Origin of the sequence: Sediminicoccus sp. BL-A-41-H5 (assembly GCF_050632405.1) — a bacterium.
Classification (GTDB): Bacteria; Pseudomonadota; Alphaproteobacteria; order Acetobacterales; family Acetobacteraceae; genus Roseococcus.
This window is the reverse complement of the sequence record NZ_CP192601.1, coordinates 2,565,587-2,582,936: the sequence shown is the minus strand read 5'-3', so window position 1 is coordinate 2,582,936 and position 17,350 is coordinate 2,565,587. Positions and strand designations below refer to the sequence as shown.

Below are 17,350 nucleotides of genomic sequence, written 5' to 3'. Positions count from 1 at the left end.
GCCGCGCCGCACACTCGCGGCATGCCCCGAGAGATTCGCCTGAACGCCTTCGACATGGCCTGCGTGGGCCACATCCAGCACGGCATGTGGACCCACCCGCGCGACACCAGCGCGAACTACAGCCGGCTGGAGCACTGGCTCGACCTCGCGCGCCTGCTGGAGCGTGGGCTGTTCGACGGGTTGTTCCTGGCCGATGTGCTGGGGGTCTATGACGTGCTGGATGGCAGCCCGGATGCGGCGCTGCGGGGGGCCGTGCAGGTGCCGCTGCTGGATCCCGCGATGATCGTGCCGGCGATGGCGGCCGTCACCTCGCAGCTCGGCTTCGGGATCACGGCCAATCTCTCCTATGAGGCGCCCTATCTGTTCGCGCGGCGGATGAGCACGCTGGATCATCTGACCAACGGGCGCATCGGCTGGAACATCGTCACCGGCTATCTGGACAGCGCGGCCCGCGCGATGGGCCTGAGCCGCCAGATGGCGCATGACCACCGCTACGACATGGCGGATGAATACATGGAGGTGGTCTATCGCCTCTGGGAGGAAAGCTGGGCCGATGACGCCGTGCGGCGCGACGCGGCGGCGGGCCTCTTCACCGACCCCGCGCGCGTCCGGCGCATCGCGCATGAGGGCAAGCAGTTCCGGCTGGATGCGCCGCATCTCTGCGAGCCCTCGCCGCAGCGCACGCCGGTGCTCTATCAGGCCGGCGCCTCCTCGCGCGGGATGGTGTTCGCCGCGAAGCACGCGGAATGCGTCTTCCTGAACGGCGGCCCTGCGCCGGATGTGGCGAAGCAGGTGGCCGCCCTCCGCGCGCTGGCCGAGCCGCGGCCCATCCGCGTCTTCGTCGGCGCCACGCTGGTGCTGGGGCGCACGCGGGCCGAAGCCGAGGAGAAGCTCGCCGAGTATCGCCGGCACTCCAGCGTGGAAGGCGCGCTGGCGCATGCCGCCGCGTCACTCGGCATTGATTTCGGCCGCTACGCGCTGGACGAGCCGATCGAGGCGGGGCCGGGCAATGCGATCCAGTCCAATGTCGCGGCGATGCAGCGCGCGATGGGGCCGCGCTTCACCAAGCGGGGCCTGATCGACCAGTTCATCCTCGGCAGCCGGCAGAAGCCGATGGTGGGCAGCGTGGCGGAGATCGCCGACCGTCTCGTCGCCTATGCGGAGGAGACGGGGGCGGATGGCTTCAACCTCTCGCGCACCGTCTTTCCGGAATGCCTGGTGGAGGTGGTGGAGCAGCTGGTGCCGGCGCTGCAGGAGCGCGGCGCCTACAAGACGGCCTACGCGCCGGGGCCCTATCGCGAGAAGCTGTTCGGAGCCCCGCGCCTTGCGCCGCCGCATCCTGCCGCGCTGCTGCGCGGTTGAGCCTGGTCAGAGCCCCGCGCCATCGCAGAGCGACTGGATGAGGAAATCCGCGAGGTAATGCGGCCCTGACGGGTTGGGCGCGGAAAACAGGCACATCTCGGCGGTGCCGAGGGGCGGGAGGTCGGGCAGTTCCACCAGCCCCTCCGGCAGCCCGGCGCGGCCCATCACGGTCAGCGCGAAGCCCGCCTGGGCGGCGGCCGCAATGCCCATCAGGCTGGGCGAGGTATAGACCACCTCGGCCGCGATCCCGGCGCGGGCGAGCGCCGTCAGCGCGCGATCGCGGAACATGCAGCCCTGCGGCAGCATCGCCAGCGGCAGGGGCCGCTCGGGCGTCAGCGCGAAATCCGTGGCGGCGACCCATACCACCGCCTCGGTGAAGATCACGCGGCCTTCCGTCTCGCCGTCGCGGCGCTTGCCGAGGACGAGATCCAGCTCCTCCCGCGCCAGGGCGGCGCGGAGTTCGTGGCTGCGGCCCACCTCCACCTCGATGCGCAATTCGGGCCAGGTGCGGGCGAAGCTGGCGAGCGCGGGGGCCAGATGGCGCGGGACGAAATGATCCGCCACGCCCAGGCGCAGCCGGCCGGCGATGGGCGGGGCGACGAAGCGGCGCACCGCCTCCTCGTTCAGGGCCAGCATGCGGCGGGCATAGGTGAGCAGTGTCTCGCCCTCGCGCGTGAGGGAGACCTGCTTGGCGCCGCGCGTGAAGACCGGCTTGCCGAGCAGTTCCTCCAGCCGCTTCACCTTCAGGCTGATGGCGGATTGCGTGAGGCCGAGCACCTGGCCGGCCGCGGTGAAGCCGCCGCGCTCGGCGACCGTCACGAAGCCGCGCAGCAGGTCGAGGTCGAGGTCGGGGACGCGCATGCGCCCTTATCGGCCGGGCGGGGCGCAAAAAAAAGGGCGGCCGGAGCCGCCCTTTCCGGGAGGTGCAGCGGGCGAGGACCCCCCGAACATCCCAAACCCATCCGGCCGCAACGCGGCCGGCGCCTGAGGGCGCAGACTAGATATCCTCGTCGTAGCCACCGCCGGCATCGTCATAGCTGCCCGACGCGTCGTCAAAGCCGCCATTGTCGTAGCCGCCGCCGGAGGCGTCATTGCCGCCCCAGCCGGAATTGGCCGCCGCCGCGCCCGGATCGGTCCAGGCGGAGGAGGCGGGCACCGCCTCCTGGCCGAAGGCGCCGCCCCCGGTGGCCGCCGCGGCCGAGCCGCCGCCCGTGAAGGCGTTCATCAGCATGTTGCCCAGCACCATGCCGCCGGCCACACCGGCCGCCGTCATCATGGCAGTGCCCAGGAAGCCGGGGCCCTGGCGCTGCGGCATCATGCCGCCCGGGGGCTGCATGGGCTGCGGGCGGGGCGGCATGGGCGCGGGGCGCGAGCCGCCGAAGCCCAGGAAACCGCGGTTGTTCGCGGCCTGCGCCTGGCGGTTGGCGTTCTCCAGCTCCCACTCCAGCTCCTGGATGCGGTTCTGCGCCTGGACCAGCGCGTGCTCCTGCACGAAGGCGGTCTGCGTCAGGCGGAAGCGCGCTTCCGGATATTTCTGGAAGAGCTCGGCGATATAGGCATCGGCGGCGGGCTCGATCGGCGGCAGGTTCGCGGCCGGCTGCGCGCCGGATTGTACGCCCGTTTGGGGCACGCGGCCGCCCCAGGGGCTGCTGGAGGCCTGGGCGGGCTGCTGCACGCCGGCCACACGCATCACGTAATCGCCGATGATCCGGCGTTCTTCGTCAGTCATGGGGTCCTTCCCTTCAGAAAGGGGCGATTCGGGCCGCCCTTGATGCCGGAGAGATGGCCCGGCGCCCAATGCATTTCAAGAAGTTTAGCAAACCGTCATGCGGTGGAAATACGCTCGGGCAGCCGCGCGGGCCCCCATTCGATCACGGGGCAGCGATCCATCACCACGGTCACGCCCTTGGCGCGCGCGCGGGCGGCCGCGGCCTCATCCACCACGCCCAATTGCAGCCAGACGGCGCGGGCGCCCAGCGCCACCGCCTCATCCATCACCGCGCCCGCCTCCTCGCTCCGGCGGAACACATCCACCAGGTCGAGCGGGCCGGCTTCAGCGAGGCGGGCCACGACGCGCTGACCATGGATCTCCTGCCCCGCCAGGCCGGGATTGACGGGCGTCACCGCATAGCCGCGGTCCAGCAGGAAGCGCATGACCCGGAAGGAGGCGCGATCCGGCTTGGGCGAGGCGCCGACAAGGGCGATCCGGCGGGTGGTGAGGAGCAGTTCGCGAATGTCCATGCGGCTCATATAGGCGCGGGCTTGCGCCAGTGCAGCGGGGGCGCACCTATGGGGCATGTGGAATCCCTTCGCGCCCCGCCCGCCCGTCGTCGCCCTTGTGCGCCTGGAGGGGCTGATCGCCGCCCGCACCGGCCCCTTCGGCGGGCTGAATGCCGCGGGCATCGAGCCCATCCTGGCCCGCGCCTTCGGCATGAAGCGGCTGGCGGCCGTGTTTCTCGCCATCAATTCGCCGGGCGGTTCGCCGGTGCAATCCTCGCTTATCGCCGGGCGAATCCGGCACTGGGCGGCGGAGAAGAAGGTCCCGGTCATCGCCTTCTGCGAGGATGCGGCGGCCTCGGGCGGCTACTGGATCGCCTGCGCGGCGGATGAGATCCATGCCGACCCGGCCTCGATCCTCGGCTCGATCGGCGTGATCTCCTCGGGCTTCGGCTTCCCGGAGACGATCCAGCGCCTGGGCATCGAGCGGCGCGTGCGCACGGCCGGCACCGACAAGTCGAGCAACGACCCCTTCCGCCCGCAAAGCGCCGAGGAGCTTGCGCGCCTCGACGGCCTGCTGGCCGAGCTGCATGCGGAGTTCAAGGACTGGGTGCGCGCGCGGCGCGGCGCCCGGCTGAAGGCGAGCGAGGAGGCGCTGTTCAACGGCCGGTACTGGATCGGCCGTCGCGCGCTGGAATTGGGCCTCTGCGACGGGCTGGCCACGCCGGAGGCCGAGGCGCGCCGCCGCTTCGGCGAGAAGGTGCGGATCATCCCCGTCGGCGCCCGCAAGCGGCGCTTTCCCCTCAGCTTGCTGTCTGGGAGCCTGCTGCCCGGCGCGGGCGCCGCGCTCGTCCAGGTGATGGAGGAACGCGCGGCCTGGGCGCGGCTCGGGCTGTAGATTTTGCCAGGAGACTGATTCACGCCTTTGGCGATTCCACCAAAGGCGATCAGGCTCCAGCCCTCAGTCCTTGTGCGACAGGTAGTGCGCGAGCGCGCTCAGGTCCGCGTCGGAAAGCCCCTGCACCGCGCCGTTCATCTGCGTGTCCGGGCCGGCGCGCAGCCCGTCGCGATACTGGGTCAGCGCATGCAGCAGGTAGTCCTCGCGCTGCGCCGCGACGCGCGGAATCTGCGCGCGGCCGCCATAGTCCGCGACATGGCAGGTGGCGCAATGGCGCGGGCCGCTCAGCGCCTGGCCAGCGGCGAAGAGCGCGCGGTCGAGCGGGCGGCGGTCATCCGGCGGGCCCGGCGGCAGCGTGGCGAAATAGGCGGCGATGTCCTGGATGTCCTGGTCGGACTTGCCGACGGCGAAGGGCTGCATGGCGGGCACGTTGCGCAGCCCTTCCCGCAGCAGGATCATCTGGATGGTGATGAAATCGGCCGGCTGGCCCGCAAGCGAGGGAATGTCGGGCAGCTGGCTGCGGCCATTGGTGCCGTGGCACTGGGCGCAGGGCTCGGCGAGGGTGGCACCGCGGCGGGCATCCTGTGCCATTGCCGCGGTCCCGGTCGCGGCGGCCAACAGGGCCGCCGCCAAGGTCAGTCGAAGGCTCATCGGCGATAGGTGATCCGGTAGATCGCGCCCATCTGCTCGCCCGAGACGAGCATCGAGCCGTCGCGCAGCACATGCACCTCGGCCGGGCGGTCGGCGAAGCGCTGGTTGGCGTCGTCCCGGAGGCCGGTCAGGAACTCCTCCACGCGGGTCACGTTGCCCTGGCCGTCCAGATGGGCGACCACCACGTCATAACCGCTGAGGCGCGCGCGGTTCCAGGACCCGCGGCGGGCGATGAAGATCTGGTTGCGATACTGCTCCGGGAACATGGTGCCGGTGTAGAAGCGCATGCCGAGCACGGCGGTGTGCGGGCCGAGCAGCGCCGCGGGCTGGGAGAACTCGCTGCAGGTGCGGCCGCGGTTGTATTGCGGGTCCGCCCAGCTGCCGACGCAGTAGGGGAAGCCGAAATCCTCGCCGGTACGGCGCACGCGCAGCAGCGTGTCCTGGGGATTGTCATCGCCCACCCAGTCGCGGCCATGGTTCGTGGCCCAGAGCTCGCGCGTCGTCGGGTGATGCGCGAAGCCCACCGAGTTGCGCACGCCGCGCGCCTCGATGCGGCGATCGCTGCCGTCCGGCCGGAAGGAGACGAGGAGGGCGAACTTGTCGCGGTCCGTGTCGCACACGTTGCAGTTCACGCCGACGTTTGTGTAGATCCGGCCATCGGGGCCGAGCGTCGCGTATTTCCAGTGGTGGTTGCCGCCATGCTCCTGCTCGGTCGGCAGGGCGAAGGCCGCGGTCAGGTCAACCGGCGCCGGCGGGTTGTCCAGGTTCGCCTCGACATTGTCATAGCGCAGCACGCGGTTGACCGCGAAGATGTAGAGGCTGTTGCCGATCATCACGAGGCCGTTCGGCTGCGCGAGACCCTGCGCGAAGATGCGCGTGCGCGTCGTGCCATCCGGGTTGCGCGTGATGGCATAGACGCGGCCGATGGCGCGCGTGCCGGCGAAGAGCGTGCCGCCCGGCGCTTCCGCGATGGCGCGCACGCCCGGGATGCCATGGGCGAAGACCTCGGCCTGGAAGCCCTGCGGCAGGCGGATGGAGGAGACGGGCACCTGGTCCAGCGGCGTCACCGTCAGGCGCGCCGCATGGGGCGCGAGCGTCGAGCCCTCGGGGCGGCCGACCGCCCAGCCGGGCACGGGGGCCGGCGTGGCGGCGGGGGCCTGGGCGAAGGCGGGGCCTGCCATCAGCAGCGCGGCCATGCCGAGCAAATTGCGTCGGATCGTCATTGGTTTTCTCCCTGCTCCCGGTTCGGGCGCCCTGTTGCGGGCGTTGCCAGGGCAGGGAAGGACGAAATCCCGCGCGTTGCAACCCCTTGTTACGCGCGCCGCGCGAGTTGCTTGTTCTCGAGCTTGGAAAGCAGCCGCACCACGGGCCAGAGCAGGATGAAATAGGCGATGGCGGCGGCCATGATCGGTGTCGCGTTGAAGGTCACGCTCTGCGCCTGGCGGGCCTGGAAGAGCAATTCCGGCATCGCGACCACGGCGGCGATGGAGGTGAGCTTCACCACCTCCAGCGTGTTGGAGATCAGGTCCGGCAGGACGTTGCGCACCGCCTGCGGCAGGACCACGAGGCGCATGGTCTGCCAGCGGCTGAGGCCCATGGAGCGCGCGGCCTCGCTCTGGCCGGGCGGCACGCTGGCGATGCCGGCGCGCAGGATCTCGCCGTAATAGGCGCCGGTGTTGAGGAAGAAGCCGATGGCCACCGCCGTGAAGGCATTCACCTCCAGCCCCGCGAAGGGCAGGCCGGCATAGACGAAGACCAGCAGCACGAGCGGCGGCAGGGCGCGGAAGATGTCCACCCAGGCCATGAGCGGCCAGCGCACCCAGGGGCTCTTCGCGGTGGAGAGCAGCGCCAGGATCATGCCCCCCAGCAGGCCGAGCGGGACGACGACGACGGAGAGCAGCAGCGTCTGACCCAGACCCTGCAGCAGGATGGGCCAGGCCTCCATGAGGATCTGGGTGTTGAAGAAGGCGTCGAGAAAATCCTGCATGGCGTCAGCGCGCCCGCTTGTAGCGCTGCTCGACCCAGCGGCCGCCGATCACGACGGGCAGGAAGAGGATCAGATAGGCCACGGCGCCCAGCGTGAGCGGCGTCGGGTTGAAGGAGAAGGAGACCCCGGCCTGCGCGGCGCCCAGGATCTCCGGCACCGCGACGACGGAGGCGAGCGCCGTGCCCTTGGTGATGGCGATGGTGCGGTTCACCAGTGGCGGGATCACCATCCGCACCGCCTGCGGCAGGATGATGAGCGCGAAGGTGACGAGGAAACCGAGGCCAAGGCTGCGCGAGGCCTCCCACTGGCCCTGCGGGATGGCGGTGATGCCGGCCCAGAAGATCTCCTCCGCGAAGGCCATGAGCACGAGCGAGAGCGCGAGCCAGGCCGCGACGAAGCCGGACATGGAGATGCCCGCCGCCGGCAGCCCGAAATAGAGCAGCACGATGATGACGAGCGGCGGCAGCGCGCGGAACAGGTCCACCGCGAAGATGATCAGCCAGTTCACCGGGCGCAGCCCCAAGGCGCGGATCACCGCCAGCAGCAGCCCCACGGCCACGCCGGTCACGATGATGCAGCCCGCCAGCGCCAGCGTCAGCCAAAGCCCTTCGATGATCTTCGGGGTGTATTCGGCGGCGACGCGGGCGTTGAGGAAGCTGTCGGCAAAACGGTCCCAACCGCTCATGGGCGAAGCCCATGAGCGGGCATGTCACGCATCAACCGCAAGTCGGGTTCTGCGGCGTCGGGTCGTAGCCGGGCAGGCCGGGAACGCCATAGCCGGGGAACTCCACGCGCTCCGCCTGGTCGGGGCCGGGGGCGTTGCCGAACCAGCGCTCGCTGAGGCGGGCGATGGTGCCGTCGCGCTTCATGCAGACGATCACATCCTCCACCTGGTTGCGCAGCGCGCCGCTGTCCTGGCGGAAGGGCGTGCCCCAATGCAGGCGCGTGCCGGGCAGCACGAAATCGGCGATGTATTGCGGCGTGCGGCTGGCCGAGAAGCGTACCACGGTGTTGCCGGAAAGGTTGGCATAGGCGCGGCCCTGGATCACCGCCTGCACCGCATCGGGCTGGGTGTCGAAGGCCAACAGCGTGAGGTTCAGGCGCTCCGCATTCCGCGTCACCCATTGCTCATAGGGCGTGCCCTTGTTCACGCTGATGGTCTTGCCGCGCAGATCCTCCTCCGAGCGGATGGGCGGCGTGCCGCGGCGGATGCCGAATTGCAGCTCGGTCCAGAGATAGCCCTCGGTGAAGAGCAGGCTGGCCGCGCGCTCCGGCGTGACGGTCGTCGGCGCGCAGAGGAAATCATATCGTCCGGCATTCATCGCCGGAATGAGGCCGGAGAAGGAGGCGCTGTCGATCACGATCTCGCGCCCCATGCGGCGCGCCACCTCGCGGAAGAGGTCGATCTGGAAGCCCTGCACGCCGCCTTGCAGCGAAGGGAAGGCGTGCGGCGCGAAGGTGCCGTCCACCGCGCAGCGCAGCGGCGGCTGGGCGGCGGGGGCCTGCGCGAGGGCAAGGCCCGGCAGGGCGGCGGCGGCGACGGCCGCGGCGAGGAGAAGGCGACGCATGATGGACCTCATCAGTTCCGGACGGCGCGAAGCTTCCACCCGTTTCGGCCGCGACGCAACTTGCACGCGGCCCAGGCAAAGCTGCCTCGAAATTGCCTCGCTTCGTCCCTTTTGCCGCCAGACCGCGCTGCCAAAACGAGGATCAGGAGATCATCGCCATGCAGCGCATCGGGTTCAGCTTCGTCCTTTTCGGCCTCGCCCTCATCCTGGCCGTCGTCGCCGTCCTGCTGACGGACGGGCTGGCGCCGGGCCGCGTGGCGCCGGGCTTCGCGGCGCTGGCGGCGGCACTGGGCGGCGTCTGCCTGGTGCTCGGCCTCTATGGCCTGGAGCGCGGGCGGGACACCACGCGCCAGATCGGCTGAGGCTCAGGCTTTCTCGGGATACATCGCCAGCAGCGCAGATTCGTTCGCGGCGCAGCGGCCGCGCTCGGTGATCAGGCCGGTGACGAGGCGCGCGGGCGTCACGTCGAAGGCCGGATTGGCCGCGGCACTGCCGCCGGCCACCACGCGCACCGTCTCGATGCGGCCATCGGCGGTGCGGCCGGTCATGTCGGTGACTTCCGCGCCGCTGCGTTCCTCGATGGGGATTTCCGCCACACCGTCGCGCACGCGCATGTCCAGCGTGGAATGCGGCAGGGCCACCCAGAAGGGCACGCCATTGTCATGCGCGGCCAGCGCCTTGAGGTAGGTGCCGATCTTGTTCGCCACATCGCCGGTGCGGGTCACGCGGTCGGTGCCGACGATGACGATGTCCACCTCGCCATGCTGCATGTAGTGGCCGCCGGCATTGTCGGCGATCACGGTGTGCTTCACGCCATGCGCGCCGAGCTCGAAGGCGGTGAGTGCGGCGCCCTGGTTGCGCGGGCGTGTCTCATCCACCCAGACATGGATATCCAGCCCCGCATCATGCGCCATGTAGATGGGGGCGAGCGCCGTGCCCCAGTCCACGGTGGCGAGCCAGCCGGCGTTGCAATGGGTCAGCACGTTCACCCGGCCCTTCCGGGCCGCGATCTCCTGCAGCAAAGGGAGGCCGTTCTCGCCGATGCGGCGGCAGGTTTCGGCATCGTCATCGGCGATGTGCACGGCCTCGGCATAGGCGGCGGCGGCGCGGGCTTCGGCCGGGAGGTTGTGCAGCTTTGCGCGCTGGCGATCCAGCGCCCAGCGCAGGTTGATGGCGGTGGGGCGCGTTTCGTTCAGGGCTTCCAGCACCGCGTCGAGATTGGTCGGGTCCGCGCGCATGGCGAGCGCCACGCCATAGGCGGCGACGGCGCCGATGAGCGGCGCGCCGCGCACCTGCATGGAGCGGATGGCGTGCGCGGCCTCCTGCCAGGTGGTGAGGCGGATCTGCTCGACGATCCAGGGCAGCTTCGTCTGGTCGAAGATGCGGACGGACCATTCATCCTTGTCCAGCCACACGCTGCGGTAGGAGATGCCATCAATCTTCATCGGAGGTCTCTACTGTCCGGAGGTGCAGGAACCTCAGGTTCCTGCTGGGGTGAAGGGGCAAAGCCCCTTCAGACTCGCTGATGCAACGCCGCGATCAGTGTGAACAACCTGCGCGCCGTCTCGAAATCCACCGCGATGCGGCCCTCGAGGCGTGTGGTGAGAAGCTCGGCCGCCTCGTTGTGCAGCCCGCGGCGGCCCATGTCGATGGCCTGGACGCGGGCATCCATCGCACCCGTGGTCACCGCCTCCTCGTGGTTTTCCACCAGCATCAGGTAGTCCTTGATGAGGCGGCGGAAGGGGCCGAGGACGAGGATGATGGCGCGCAGCGGCGCGTCCTCCTTGTCGCGGATGTCGAGGATGAGGCGACCCTCGCGCACCATCAGGTGCAGCGCGAAGGGGCCGGGGCCCAGGCCCTCGGGGTCGAAGCGGTTGCCGCGCAGCAGATCCTCGATGGCCTGGCGCCGGTCCGCCTCGGCATAGGCGGAGGGCGGCGGCGGCGCCTCGGGCAATTCGATGCGGATCAGATGGCGGTCAGGCACGGATGGTCAGCCGGTGGTCTCGTTGCCGAAGCCGAAGCGGCTCATCAGACCCACCGTCGCGCCCTTCACGGGCCGCAGCAGCAGGGTGGTGGCGATGGCGAAGAGCGGAATCCAGACGGCCATCTGGATCCACATCTCCGGCGCATAGGCCTTCTCGATCCAGAGCACGGGCGGGATCAGCAGATGGCCGACCAGGAAGATGGTGAAATAGGGCGGCGCGTCATCGGCGCGCAGCTTGCCGAGCGGCGCGTGGCAGACCTCGCATTCCTTGGCGACGCGGAGATAGCCCTGGAAGACATGCCCCTCGCCGCAGACCGGGCAGCGGTTGCGGGCGCCGCGCCAGAGCGAGACGCGCAACGGCGGCAATTCGGGGGCGGCCTCGGGCGCGGATCGGTCCGGTTGCCAGAGCGTGGTGGGGGCGGTTTCGGGCATGTTGCACTGCACAAATGACTGGTTCCGGTGAGTGTGGCAAGAAAAACCGGTTCCTGCCATGCTGGTCGCATGCATGGCAGAATCCTCATCATCAATCCCAACTCCAGCCAGGCCTGCACGGCCGGCATTCGCGAGGCCGTGGCGCCCTTCGCCGGGCCCGGCCTGCCGCGCATCGAGGTGACGCAGCTGGATGAGGGCCCGCCCGCCATCGTCACCTGGCGGGACTGGTTCGGCGTGGCCGAGCCGTTGTGCCGCCGCATCGAGGCCGAGCCGGCGGAAGCCTACGTCATCGGCTGCGTGAGCGATCCTGGGCTGGAGGCGGCGCGGGGCGTGACCGACAAGCCCGTGGTGGGAATGTTCCGCTCGGCGGTGGCGGCCGCGCTGACGCGGGCGGAGCGCTTCGGCATCATCGGCTTCACGGAGAAGTCGCTGCCGCGCCAGCGCCGCGCCCTGCAATCCATGGGGGTGGAGGGCAACATGGCGGGCTGGATCCCGCTGAACCTGCCCATGCATGTGCTGACCGACCCCGTGGCGCCGCAGGCGCGCATCGCCCAGGCGGCGCGGCAGCTCGCCGACCAGGGCGCGGAGGTGATCGTGCTCGGTTGCGCCGGGATGGCGGGCCATGTGGGCGTGACCATGGAAGCGAGCGGCCTGCCGGTGGTGGAACCCTGCCAGGCCGGGGCAGCGGCCGCGATGCTCGCCGTGGTGGGTGCGCGCATGCCGGCGCTGCTCTCCGCGTGAGCGCCGATCTGCTGCGGCGCTACTACGCCGCCTTCAATGCCGGCGACTGGGAGGGCATGCTGGCCTGCCTCACCGAGGATGTCGCGCATGACGTGAACCAGGGCGGGCGGGAAGTGGGCCGTGGCGCCTTCGCCGCCTTCCTCAAGCGCATGGAGCGCTGCTATCGCGAGCGGGTGGAGGAGCTGGTCGTGATGGTCAGCGCCGATGGCACGCGCGGGGCGGCGGAATTCGTCATCCACGGCACCTATCTGGTGGCGGATGAGGGGCTGCCGCCCGCGACGGGCCAGACCTATGTGCTGCCGGTCGGCGCCTTCTTCGAGATCAGGGGCGACCGGATCGCGCGGGTGACGAACTACTACAACCTGCAGGATTGGCTGCGGCAGGTGGGCGCCTGAGGCCGGGATGCTCCGCCGCGTGATGGTCTATGTCCTGGCGGCGCTGCCGCTGCTTCTGATCTTCGCCGTCTGGTGGCTCTACACGCCGGACAAGCCGCGTGCCGCGCTGGAGGCACGCTACGCCGCTGCCCCCTCGCAATTCCTGGAGCTGGACGGGCTGCGCCTGCATCTGCGCGACACCGGGCCGCGCGCGGCAGCCCCCATCCTGTTCCTGCACGGCTTCGGCTCCTCCCTGCACACCTGGGAGGAGGTGGCCGGCGCGCTGGACCGCGAGTTCCGCGTGATCCGGCTCGACCTGCCCGGCTTCGGCCTGACGGGACCGGACGCGACGGGCGACTACAGCGACGCGCGCAGCCATGCCGTGATCCTGGCGCTGATGGCGCGGCTGGGGCTGGAGCGGGTGGCGCTGGTCGGATCCTCCATGGGCGGGCGCATCGCCTGGAGCTTCGCCGCCGCGCATCCCGAACGCGTCAGGCGGCTGGTGCTGATGGCGCCGGATGGCTTCGCGAGCCCCGGCATCGGCTATGACCAGCCGCCCCGCGTGCCGGCGCTGATGCGTGTGCTGCCCTATACCCTGCCCGAAGGGATGCTCCGCGGTTCGCTGCGGCCGGCCTATGGCAATCCGGATGTGATGACGGAGGCGCTGTTCGAGCGCTACCGCGACATGATGCTGGCGCCGGGCGTGCGCCAGGCGATCCTGGACCGCATGGGCCAGCACGTGTTGCGCCCGCCCGAGCCGCTGCTGGCGCGCATCCCGGTGCCGGTGCTGCTGCTCTGGGGGGATCGCGATGCGATGGTGCCGGTCAGCAACGCGCAGGATTATCTGCGCGCATTGCCCGATGCGCGGTTGGTGACGCTGCCGGGCATCGGCCATGTGCCGATGGAAGAGACGCCCGCAGAGGTGGCGAGGGTGCTCCGAGACTTCCTCACGGCGCCCTGAGTTGTGAGGCTGATTCACGCCTTTGGTGATGCCACCAAAGGCGATCAGGCTCAGCCGGATCAGATTCGGAAATAGGCCGTCATCGCCAGCGCGAAGCCGACCAGCGCGGTCAGCACCGGCAGGACCAGGTTCGGCATCGGCTCATCCGGGTCGGCCAGCGCGACCAGGCCCGCCGCCCGGCCGCCGCCGGAGAAGGCGAGGCCCAGGCCCAGCACCGCCATCACGGCCGTGTTCAGGCGGGCATGCTCGGCGTCGAAGGCGATCAGCGCGTCGCGCGCGCCCTCGGCGGCGGCCAGCATGTCCACCGTCATGAAGAGCTGGCCGAGCAGCCAGAGCGCGGAGCCGGCGAAGACCAGCGGCAGGGCGATGCCCATGATCCCGCCCTGCCGGCCGGAGAGCTTGCGCGTCTCGGCCAGGACGAAGGAGGCGGCCAGCAGGCCGAGCGGTATCCAGATCGTCACGCTATTCTCCGAGTGGTGAAGTCGGGTGTTCGTCACCACACCGGGACGCTTTTGGCAAGCGTGCTCTTGGCAAGGTTTTGGTAAGCCCGCCCGTGGCAGGCGGGGCAGGGGTCAGGCCCGCATGCGCCCGGGATTGAGCAGCCCTTGCGGATCGAGCGTCGCCTTCACGCGCCGCGCGATGGCGGCGAGCGGCGGCGGCTCCTCCGGCAGGACGGGGACGGTGGCTGACAGCGAAGCTGGGGCACGAAACAGCGTGAAGCTGCCGCGCGCGCCGGCGGCGGCCTGCATCACCGCGCCATGCGCATGCTCGGTGGCGGGGCCCGCCACCCAGATCAGCCCGCCGCCCCAGTCGAGCAGGAGCTTCGCGTCGAAGGCGGCGCGCAGCGCGATGACGGCGCGCGGCGCGGCCGAGGGGGCGACGGAGAGGCGCCAGATCGCCTCATCGGGCGACGCACCCAGCGGTTCGGCATCGCGCACGGCGCGCCAGAGCGCGTGGGAGGGCTCCGTGTCAAGCAGCGTGGCCTCGCCGAGTGCGGCCAACTCCTCGCGCAGCTTGGCCATGCGGTAGGTCACGCTCTCGCGGAAATCCTCGATGCGGGCCAGGGCGACGGTCCCGGTGAGGCCCATCGTCGCATGCCCGTCCATCAGCAGGGCCGCGCCGCTGACCCCATAGGGCGAGCCGAGCGCCGCACTCAGCGCCGCCACGCCACGCGCCGCATCGGGCACGCGGATGGCGAGCGTGCCGGTGGCCTCGGCGCGGGGCAGGACCTTCAGCGTCACCTCGGTCAGCACGCCGAGTGTTCCATGCGCGCCGGTCAGCAGCTTACAGAGATCAAGCCCCGTCACGTTCTTCAGCACGCGCCCGCCGGAGCGGAAGACCTCGCCCTCGCCGGTGACGGCGCGGATGCCCAGCACATGGTCGCGCATGGCGCCCCACATGATGCGGCGCGGGCCCGAGAGGTTGGTGGAAACCACGCCGCCCAGCGTCGCGCCCTCGCTCGCGCCGAACAGCGCCGAGAGGTCGGGCGGTTCGGCGATGATCTGCTGGTTGTTCTCGGCCAGCGCGGCCTCGATCTCGGGGATGGGCGTACCGGCGCGGGCGCGGATCATCAGCTCGGTCGGGCGGTAGAGCGTGATGCCGGTGAGGTTGCGGGTGGAGAGGGTGCGCGCGGCCTGGACCGGACGCAGCATGGCGCGCTTGGTGCCGCGGCCCTCGATGCCCAGCGGCTCGCGCGCGGCGTGCGCGCGGGCGATCTCGGCGGCGAGCGCTTCCTCGGTGTCCGGGAGAAGGACCCCGCCAGTCCGATTCAGCTCTCCGCGCCCTTCGGCGCTCCGACCATCGGACTGCGTCATGCCGCGAGCTTCGGATTGCCGGTGAGCGGGAAGACCTTGGCGGTGTTCAGCAGCCAGTCGGCGTCGAAGGCGGTCTTGATGGCGCGCTGCAGGTCGAGCTCCCGCGTGGTGAATTGCGCGGTCATCAGGTCGCGCTTTTCCACGCCCACGCCGTGCTCGCCGGTCAGGCAGCCGCCCACCTCGACGCAGAGCTTCAGGATGTCGGCGCCGAATTCCTCCGCCTTGCGGAAGCTTATCGGGTCATTCGCGTCGAACATGATGAGGGGGTGCAGATTGCCGTCGCCCGCGTGGAAGACGTTGGCGACGCCCAGGCCATATTGCGTGCTCATCTCGCCGATGCGCTTGAGCACATGCGGCAGTTCGCCGGTCGGGATGGTGCCGTCCATGCAGAGATAGTCGGGGCTGATGCGCCCCACGGCACCGAAGGCGCCCTTGCGCCCCTTCCAGATGGCGAGCGACTGCTCGGCGCTTTCGGCGAGCTTCATGCTGATCGGGTTGAAGCGGGCGCAGATGTCGCGGATCTTGCCCAGCAGCATGTCCTGCTCGGCATTGCTGCCCTCGACCTCGATGATGAGCATGGCTTCCGCATCCAGCGGATAGCCGGCATGGGCGAAGGCCTCGCAGGCATGGATGCAGGGCTTGTCCATGAATTCCAGCGCGACCGGGATGATGCCCGAGCCGATGATGGCATCCACCGCCGCGCCCGCGACCTCCACGGAATCGAAGGCGGCCAGCATGGCGCGCGCCCCTTCCGGCCCGCGCAGGATGCGCACGGTCACGTCGGTGACCATGCCGAGCTGCCCCTCGCTGCCGGTGATGAGGCCGAGCCAGTCATAGCCCGCGGCATCCAGGTGATTCCCGCCGATCTCCAGCACCTCGCCCTCGATGGTGACGAAGGTGACGCCCAGCAGGTTGTTCGCCGTCACGCCGTATTTCAGGCAATGCGCGCCGCCCGAATTCATCATCACATTGCCGCCGATCATGCAGGCGAGCTGGCTCGACGGGTCGGGCGCATAGAAGAAGCCATCGCCCTCCACCGCCTTGGTGATGCCGATGTTCGTCACGCCGGCCTCGACCACCGCGTAGCGGTCCTCGAGGTTGATCTCCTTGATGCGGTTCATCCGCATCAGCCCCACCACCACCGCATCGGCCAGCGGCAGCGCGCCGCCGGCGAGCGAGGTGCCCGCCCCGCGCGGCACCACGCGGATGCCGTTCGCGTGGCAATAGCGCAGCACCTGCGCCACCTCCTGCGTCGTGCGCGGGAGCGTCACGGCGAGCGGCATCTGGCGATAGGCGGCGAGCCCGTCCGTCTCATAGGGCTTCATGCGGATCTCCTCGCCGATCACCGCATCGGCGGGGAGCAGGCGGCGGAGGTCGGCCAGGATCGTCTCGCGCCGGGCGAGGATCTCGGGCTTGGGGGCAGGAAGGCTGATCATGGGGCGCTGTCCGCGGGGTGACTCTGGCCCGCAACATGTCGTCGGGGGGGCTTTCCCGCAAGCGGTCCGCCGCCCATGCTTTCCGCCCCCTTCGCCCGGAGCCCCGCATGCACGCCTGGCGCGCCAGCCTGCCCATGTACAACCTGCCCGAGATGCGGGCCGAGAATGCCGCCTTCTGGGCCGCGCTGCGCGCCGAACTCGGCACCGATGGCATGACGAACCTGCCGGCCGAACTCAGCTTCGACCGCCCGCCCGTGCCCGGCGCGATCGAGGCCGAAAACCTCTTCACCCAGGTCTGCGGCTACCCGCTGCAGACCATCTTTTGCGGCCAGGCCAGGCTGCTCGGCGTGCCGACCTATGCCGTGGAGCATTGCGCGCCGGGGCGGCATGCGGCGGTCTTCATCGTGCATCGGGATGCCCCCTACCGGGATTTGGCCGACCTGAAGGGGGCGGATTTCGTCTTCAACAGCCCGCATTCCAATTCGGGGATGAACCTGCCGCGCCTCGCCTTGGCGCGCCTCGGCGCCCGCGCCCCCTTCTTTGGTTCGATCCGCGAGACGCACAGCCACCCCGCCAATGTGGAGCGCGTGGCGAAGGGCGAGGCGGACGCGACCTGCGTGGACAACGTCACCTATGCCTTCATGGCGCGGCATCGCCCCTGGGTGGGCGAGCGGACGCGCATCCTGGCGGCGACGCCTTCCACGCCCGCCATTCCCTTCGTCACCGCCGTCACAACGCCCGAGCCGGTGGTCGCCGCGTTGCAGGCGGCGCTGATGCGGGTGGGGCGCGAGGCGCGCTGGGCGGAAGCGCGGGCGGGGCTGATGATCACCGACATCCTGCCGCCCGAACACGCCGACTACCCCGAGCAGATCCGCTACGAGGGAGAGGCCGCCATGCTGGGCTATCCGGAATTTCGCTGAATTTA

21 protein-coding genes are annotated in these 17,350 nt (G+C 70.2%); 7 read left to right on the top strand and 14 right to left on the bottom strand.

Translation table 11 applies throughout. The features are described from left to right. Positions 1-21: 21 nt before the first annotated feature. Positions 22-1,362 carry an LLM class flavin-dependent oxidoreductase gene (locus ACQ860_RS12700; RefSeq protein WP_431303715.1) on the top strand — a complete coding sequence of 447 codons (1,341 nt, stop codon included), beginning with the start codon at positions 22-24 and terminating at the stop codon, positions 1,360-1,362. A gap of 6 nt (positions 1,363-1,368) precedes the next feature. Here ACQ860_RS12700 and ACQ860_RS12695 read toward each other — a convergent pair whose 3' ends face one another. The 3 genes from ACQ860_RS12695 to ACQ860_RS12685 all read right to left on the bottom strand — a co-directional run bounded on the left by ACQ860_RS12695 (position 1,369) and on the right by ACQ860_RS12685 (position 3,603). After that, positions 1,369-2,223: a LysR substrate-binding domain-containing protein gene (locus tag ACQ860_RS12695; protein WP_431303714.1), complete on the bottom strand. Its 855-nt coding sequence runs from the start codon at positions 2,221-2,223 to the stop codon at positions 1,369-1,371. A gap of 136 nt (positions 2,224-2,359) precedes the next feature. After that, on the bottom strand, positions 2,360-3,091 hold the full coding sequence (locus ACQ860_RS12690) for a DUF2076 domain-containing protein (RefSeq protein WP_431303713.1): 732 nt from the start codon (positions 3,089-3,091) through the stop codon (positions 2,360-2,362). Positions 3,092-3,186: 95 nt separating this feature from the next. Next, complete coding sequence (locus ACQ860_RS12685; RefSeq protein WP_431303712.1) at positions 3,187-3,603, bottom strand: CoA-binding protein; 417 nt, start codon at positions 3,601-3,603, stop codon at positions 3,187-3,189. Between the two features lie 55 nt (positions 3,604-3,658). Between ACQ860_RS12685 and ACQ860_RS12680 the strand changes: the two genes are divergently transcribed. Then, the gene (locus ACQ860_RS12680; protein ID WP_431303711.1) at positions 3,659-4,477 is read left to right on the top strand and encodes a S49 family peptidase; all 819 of its coding nucleotides are present in this window, start codon (positions 3,659-3,661) and stop codon (positions 4,475-4,477) included. A 63-nt stretch (positions 4,478-4,540) separates the two neighbouring features. On the opposite strand, the gene ACQ860_RS12675 is transcribed toward ACQ860_RS12680, so the two are convergent. The 5 genes from ACQ860_RS12675 to ACQ860_RS12655 all read right to left on the bottom strand — a co-directional run bounded on the left by ACQ860_RS12675 (position 4,541) and on the right by ACQ860_RS12655 (position 8,683). Continuing rightward, positions 4,541-5,128, bottom strand: a complete 588-nt coding sequence (locus tag ACQ860_RS12675) for a c-type cytochrome (protein ID WP_431303710.1) — start codon at positions 5,126-5,128, stop codon at positions 4,541-4,543. Next, complete coding sequence (locus tag ACQ860_RS12670) at positions 5,125-6,351, bottom strand: PQQ-dependent sugar dehydrogenase (protein WP_431303709.1); 1,227 nt, start codon at positions 6,349-6,351, stop codon at positions 5,125-5,127. Before ACQ860_RS12670 ends, ACQ860_RS12675 begins: the two co-directional genes overlap by 4 nt. An 89-nt stretch (positions 6,352-6,440) precedes the next feature. Then, on the bottom strand, positions 6,441-7,115 hold the full coding sequence (locus tag ACQ860_RS12665) for an amino acid ABC transporter permease (RefSeq protein ID WP_431303708.1): 675 nt from the start codon (positions 7,113-7,115) through the stop codon (positions 6,441-6,443). Positions 7,116-7,119: 4 nt separating this feature from the next. Continuing rightward, positions 7,120-7,800 carry an amino acid ABC transporter permease gene (locus ACQ860_RS12660; RefSeq protein WP_431303707.1) on the bottom strand — a complete coding sequence of 227 codons (681 nt, stop codon included), beginning with the start codon at positions 7,798-7,800 and terminating at the stop codon, positions 7,120-7,122. 31 nt (positions 7,801-7,831) lie between these two features. Next, on the bottom strand, positions 7,832-8,683 hold the full coding sequence (locus ACQ860_RS12655) for a transporter substrate-binding domain-containing protein (RefSeq protein ID WP_431303706.1): 852 nt from the start codon (positions 8,681-8,683) through the stop codon (positions 7,832-7,834). 158 nt (positions 8,684-8,841) lie between these two features. Here ACQ860_RS12655 and ACQ860_RS12650 point away from each other — a divergent pair, with 158 nt between their 5' ends. Continuing rightward, positions 8,842-9,045, top strand: a complete 204-nt coding sequence (locus ACQ860_RS12650) for a hypothetical protein (protein ID WP_431303705.1) — start codon at positions 8,842-8,844, stop codon at positions 9,043-9,045. A gap of 3 nt (positions 9,046-9,048) precedes the next feature. On the opposite strand, the gene mtnA is transcribed toward ACQ860_RS12650, so the two are convergent. The 3 genes from mtnA to ACQ860_RS12635 form a co-directional block, all read right to left on the bottom strand. Next, positions 9,049-10,128, bottom strand: coding sequence for an S-methyl-5-thioribose-1-phosphate isomerase (gene mtnA, locus ACQ860_RS12645; protein ID WP_431303704.1), 1,080 nt, complete (start codon positions 10,126-10,128; stop codon positions 9,049-9,051). 68 nt (positions 10,129-10,196) lie between these two features. Continuing rightward, entirely contained in the window at positions 10,197-10,667 is a 471-nt protein-coding gene (locus tag ACQ860_RS12640; RefSeq protein ID WP_431303703.1) for a UPF0262 family protein, read from the bottom strand. A gap of 6 nt (positions 10,668-10,673) precedes the next feature. Next, positions 10,674-11,099 (bottom strand): DUF983 domain-containing protein, encoded by a 426-nt coding sequence (locus tag ACQ860_RS12635; RefSeq protein WP_431303702.1) that lies wholly within the window; start codon positions 11,097-11,099, stop codon positions 10,674-10,676. 69 nt (positions 11,100-11,168) lie between these two features. On the opposite strand from ACQ860_RS12635, the gene ACQ860_RS12630 reads away from it, so the two are divergent. The 3 genes from ACQ860_RS12630 to ACQ860_RS12620 are packed head-to-tail and all read left to right on the top strand — an operon-like array spanning position 11,169 to position 13,175. Continuing rightward, the gene (locus tag ACQ860_RS12630) at positions 11,169-11,840 is read left to right on the top strand and encodes an aspartate/glutamate racemase family protein (protein WP_431303701.1); all 672 of its coding nucleotides are present in this window, start codon (positions 11,169-11,171) and stop codon (positions 11,838-11,840) included. Further along, positions 11,837-12,235, top strand: a complete 399-nt coding sequence (locus tag ACQ860_RS12625; protein WP_431303700.1) for a ketosteroid isomerase-related protein — start codon at positions 11,837-11,839, stop codon at positions 12,233-12,235. Before ACQ860_RS12630 ends, ACQ860_RS12625 begins: the two co-directional genes overlap by 4 nt. 7 nt (positions 12,236-12,242) lie before the next feature. Continuing rightward, the gene (locus tag ACQ860_RS12620) at positions 12,243-13,175 is read left to right on the top strand and encodes an alpha/beta fold hydrolase (RefSeq protein ID WP_431303699.1); all 933 of its coding nucleotides are present in this window, start codon (positions 12,243-12,245) and stop codon (positions 13,173-13,175) included. Between the two features lie 59 nt (positions 13,176-13,234). Here the strand turns inward: ACQ860_RS12620 and ACQ860_RS12615 are convergent, their stop codons facing one another. The 3 genes from ACQ860_RS12615 to ACQ860_RS12605 all read right to left on the bottom strand — a co-directional run bounded on the left by ACQ860_RS12615 (position 13,235) and on the right by ACQ860_RS12605 (position 16,425). After that, complete coding sequence (locus ACQ860_RS12615; RefSeq protein ID WP_431303698.1) at positions 13,235-13,636, bottom strand: hypothetical protein; 402 nt, start codon at positions 13,634-13,636, stop codon at positions 13,235-13,237. 111 nt (positions 13,637-13,747) lie between these two features. Continuing rightward, the gene (locus ACQ860_RS12610; RefSeq protein ID WP_431303697.1) at positions 13,748-14,989 is read right to left on the bottom strand and encodes an FAD-binding protein; all 1,242 of its coding nucleotides are present in this window, start codon (positions 14,987-14,989) and stop codon (positions 13,748-13,750) included. Continuing rightward, on the bottom strand, positions 14,986-16,425 hold the full coding sequence (locus tag ACQ860_RS12605; RefSeq protein WP_431303696.1) for an FAD-linked oxidase C-terminal domain-containing protein: 1,440 nt from the start codon (positions 16,423-16,425) through the stop codon (positions 14,986-14,988). The genes ACQ860_RS12610 and ACQ860_RS12605 overlap by 4 nt, the downstream gene beginning before the upstream one ends. Positions 16,426-16,532: 107 nt before the next feature. Here ACQ860_RS12605 and ACQ860_RS12600 point away from each other — a divergent pair, with 107 nt between their 5' ends. Continuing rightward, positions 16,533-17,345, top strand: coding sequence for a phosphate/phosphite/phosphonate ABC transporter substrate-binding protein (locus ACQ860_RS12600; RefSeq protein WP_431303695.1), 813 nt, complete (start codon positions 16,533-16,535; stop codon positions 17,343-17,345). Positions 17,346-17,350: the final 5 nt, after the last annotated feature.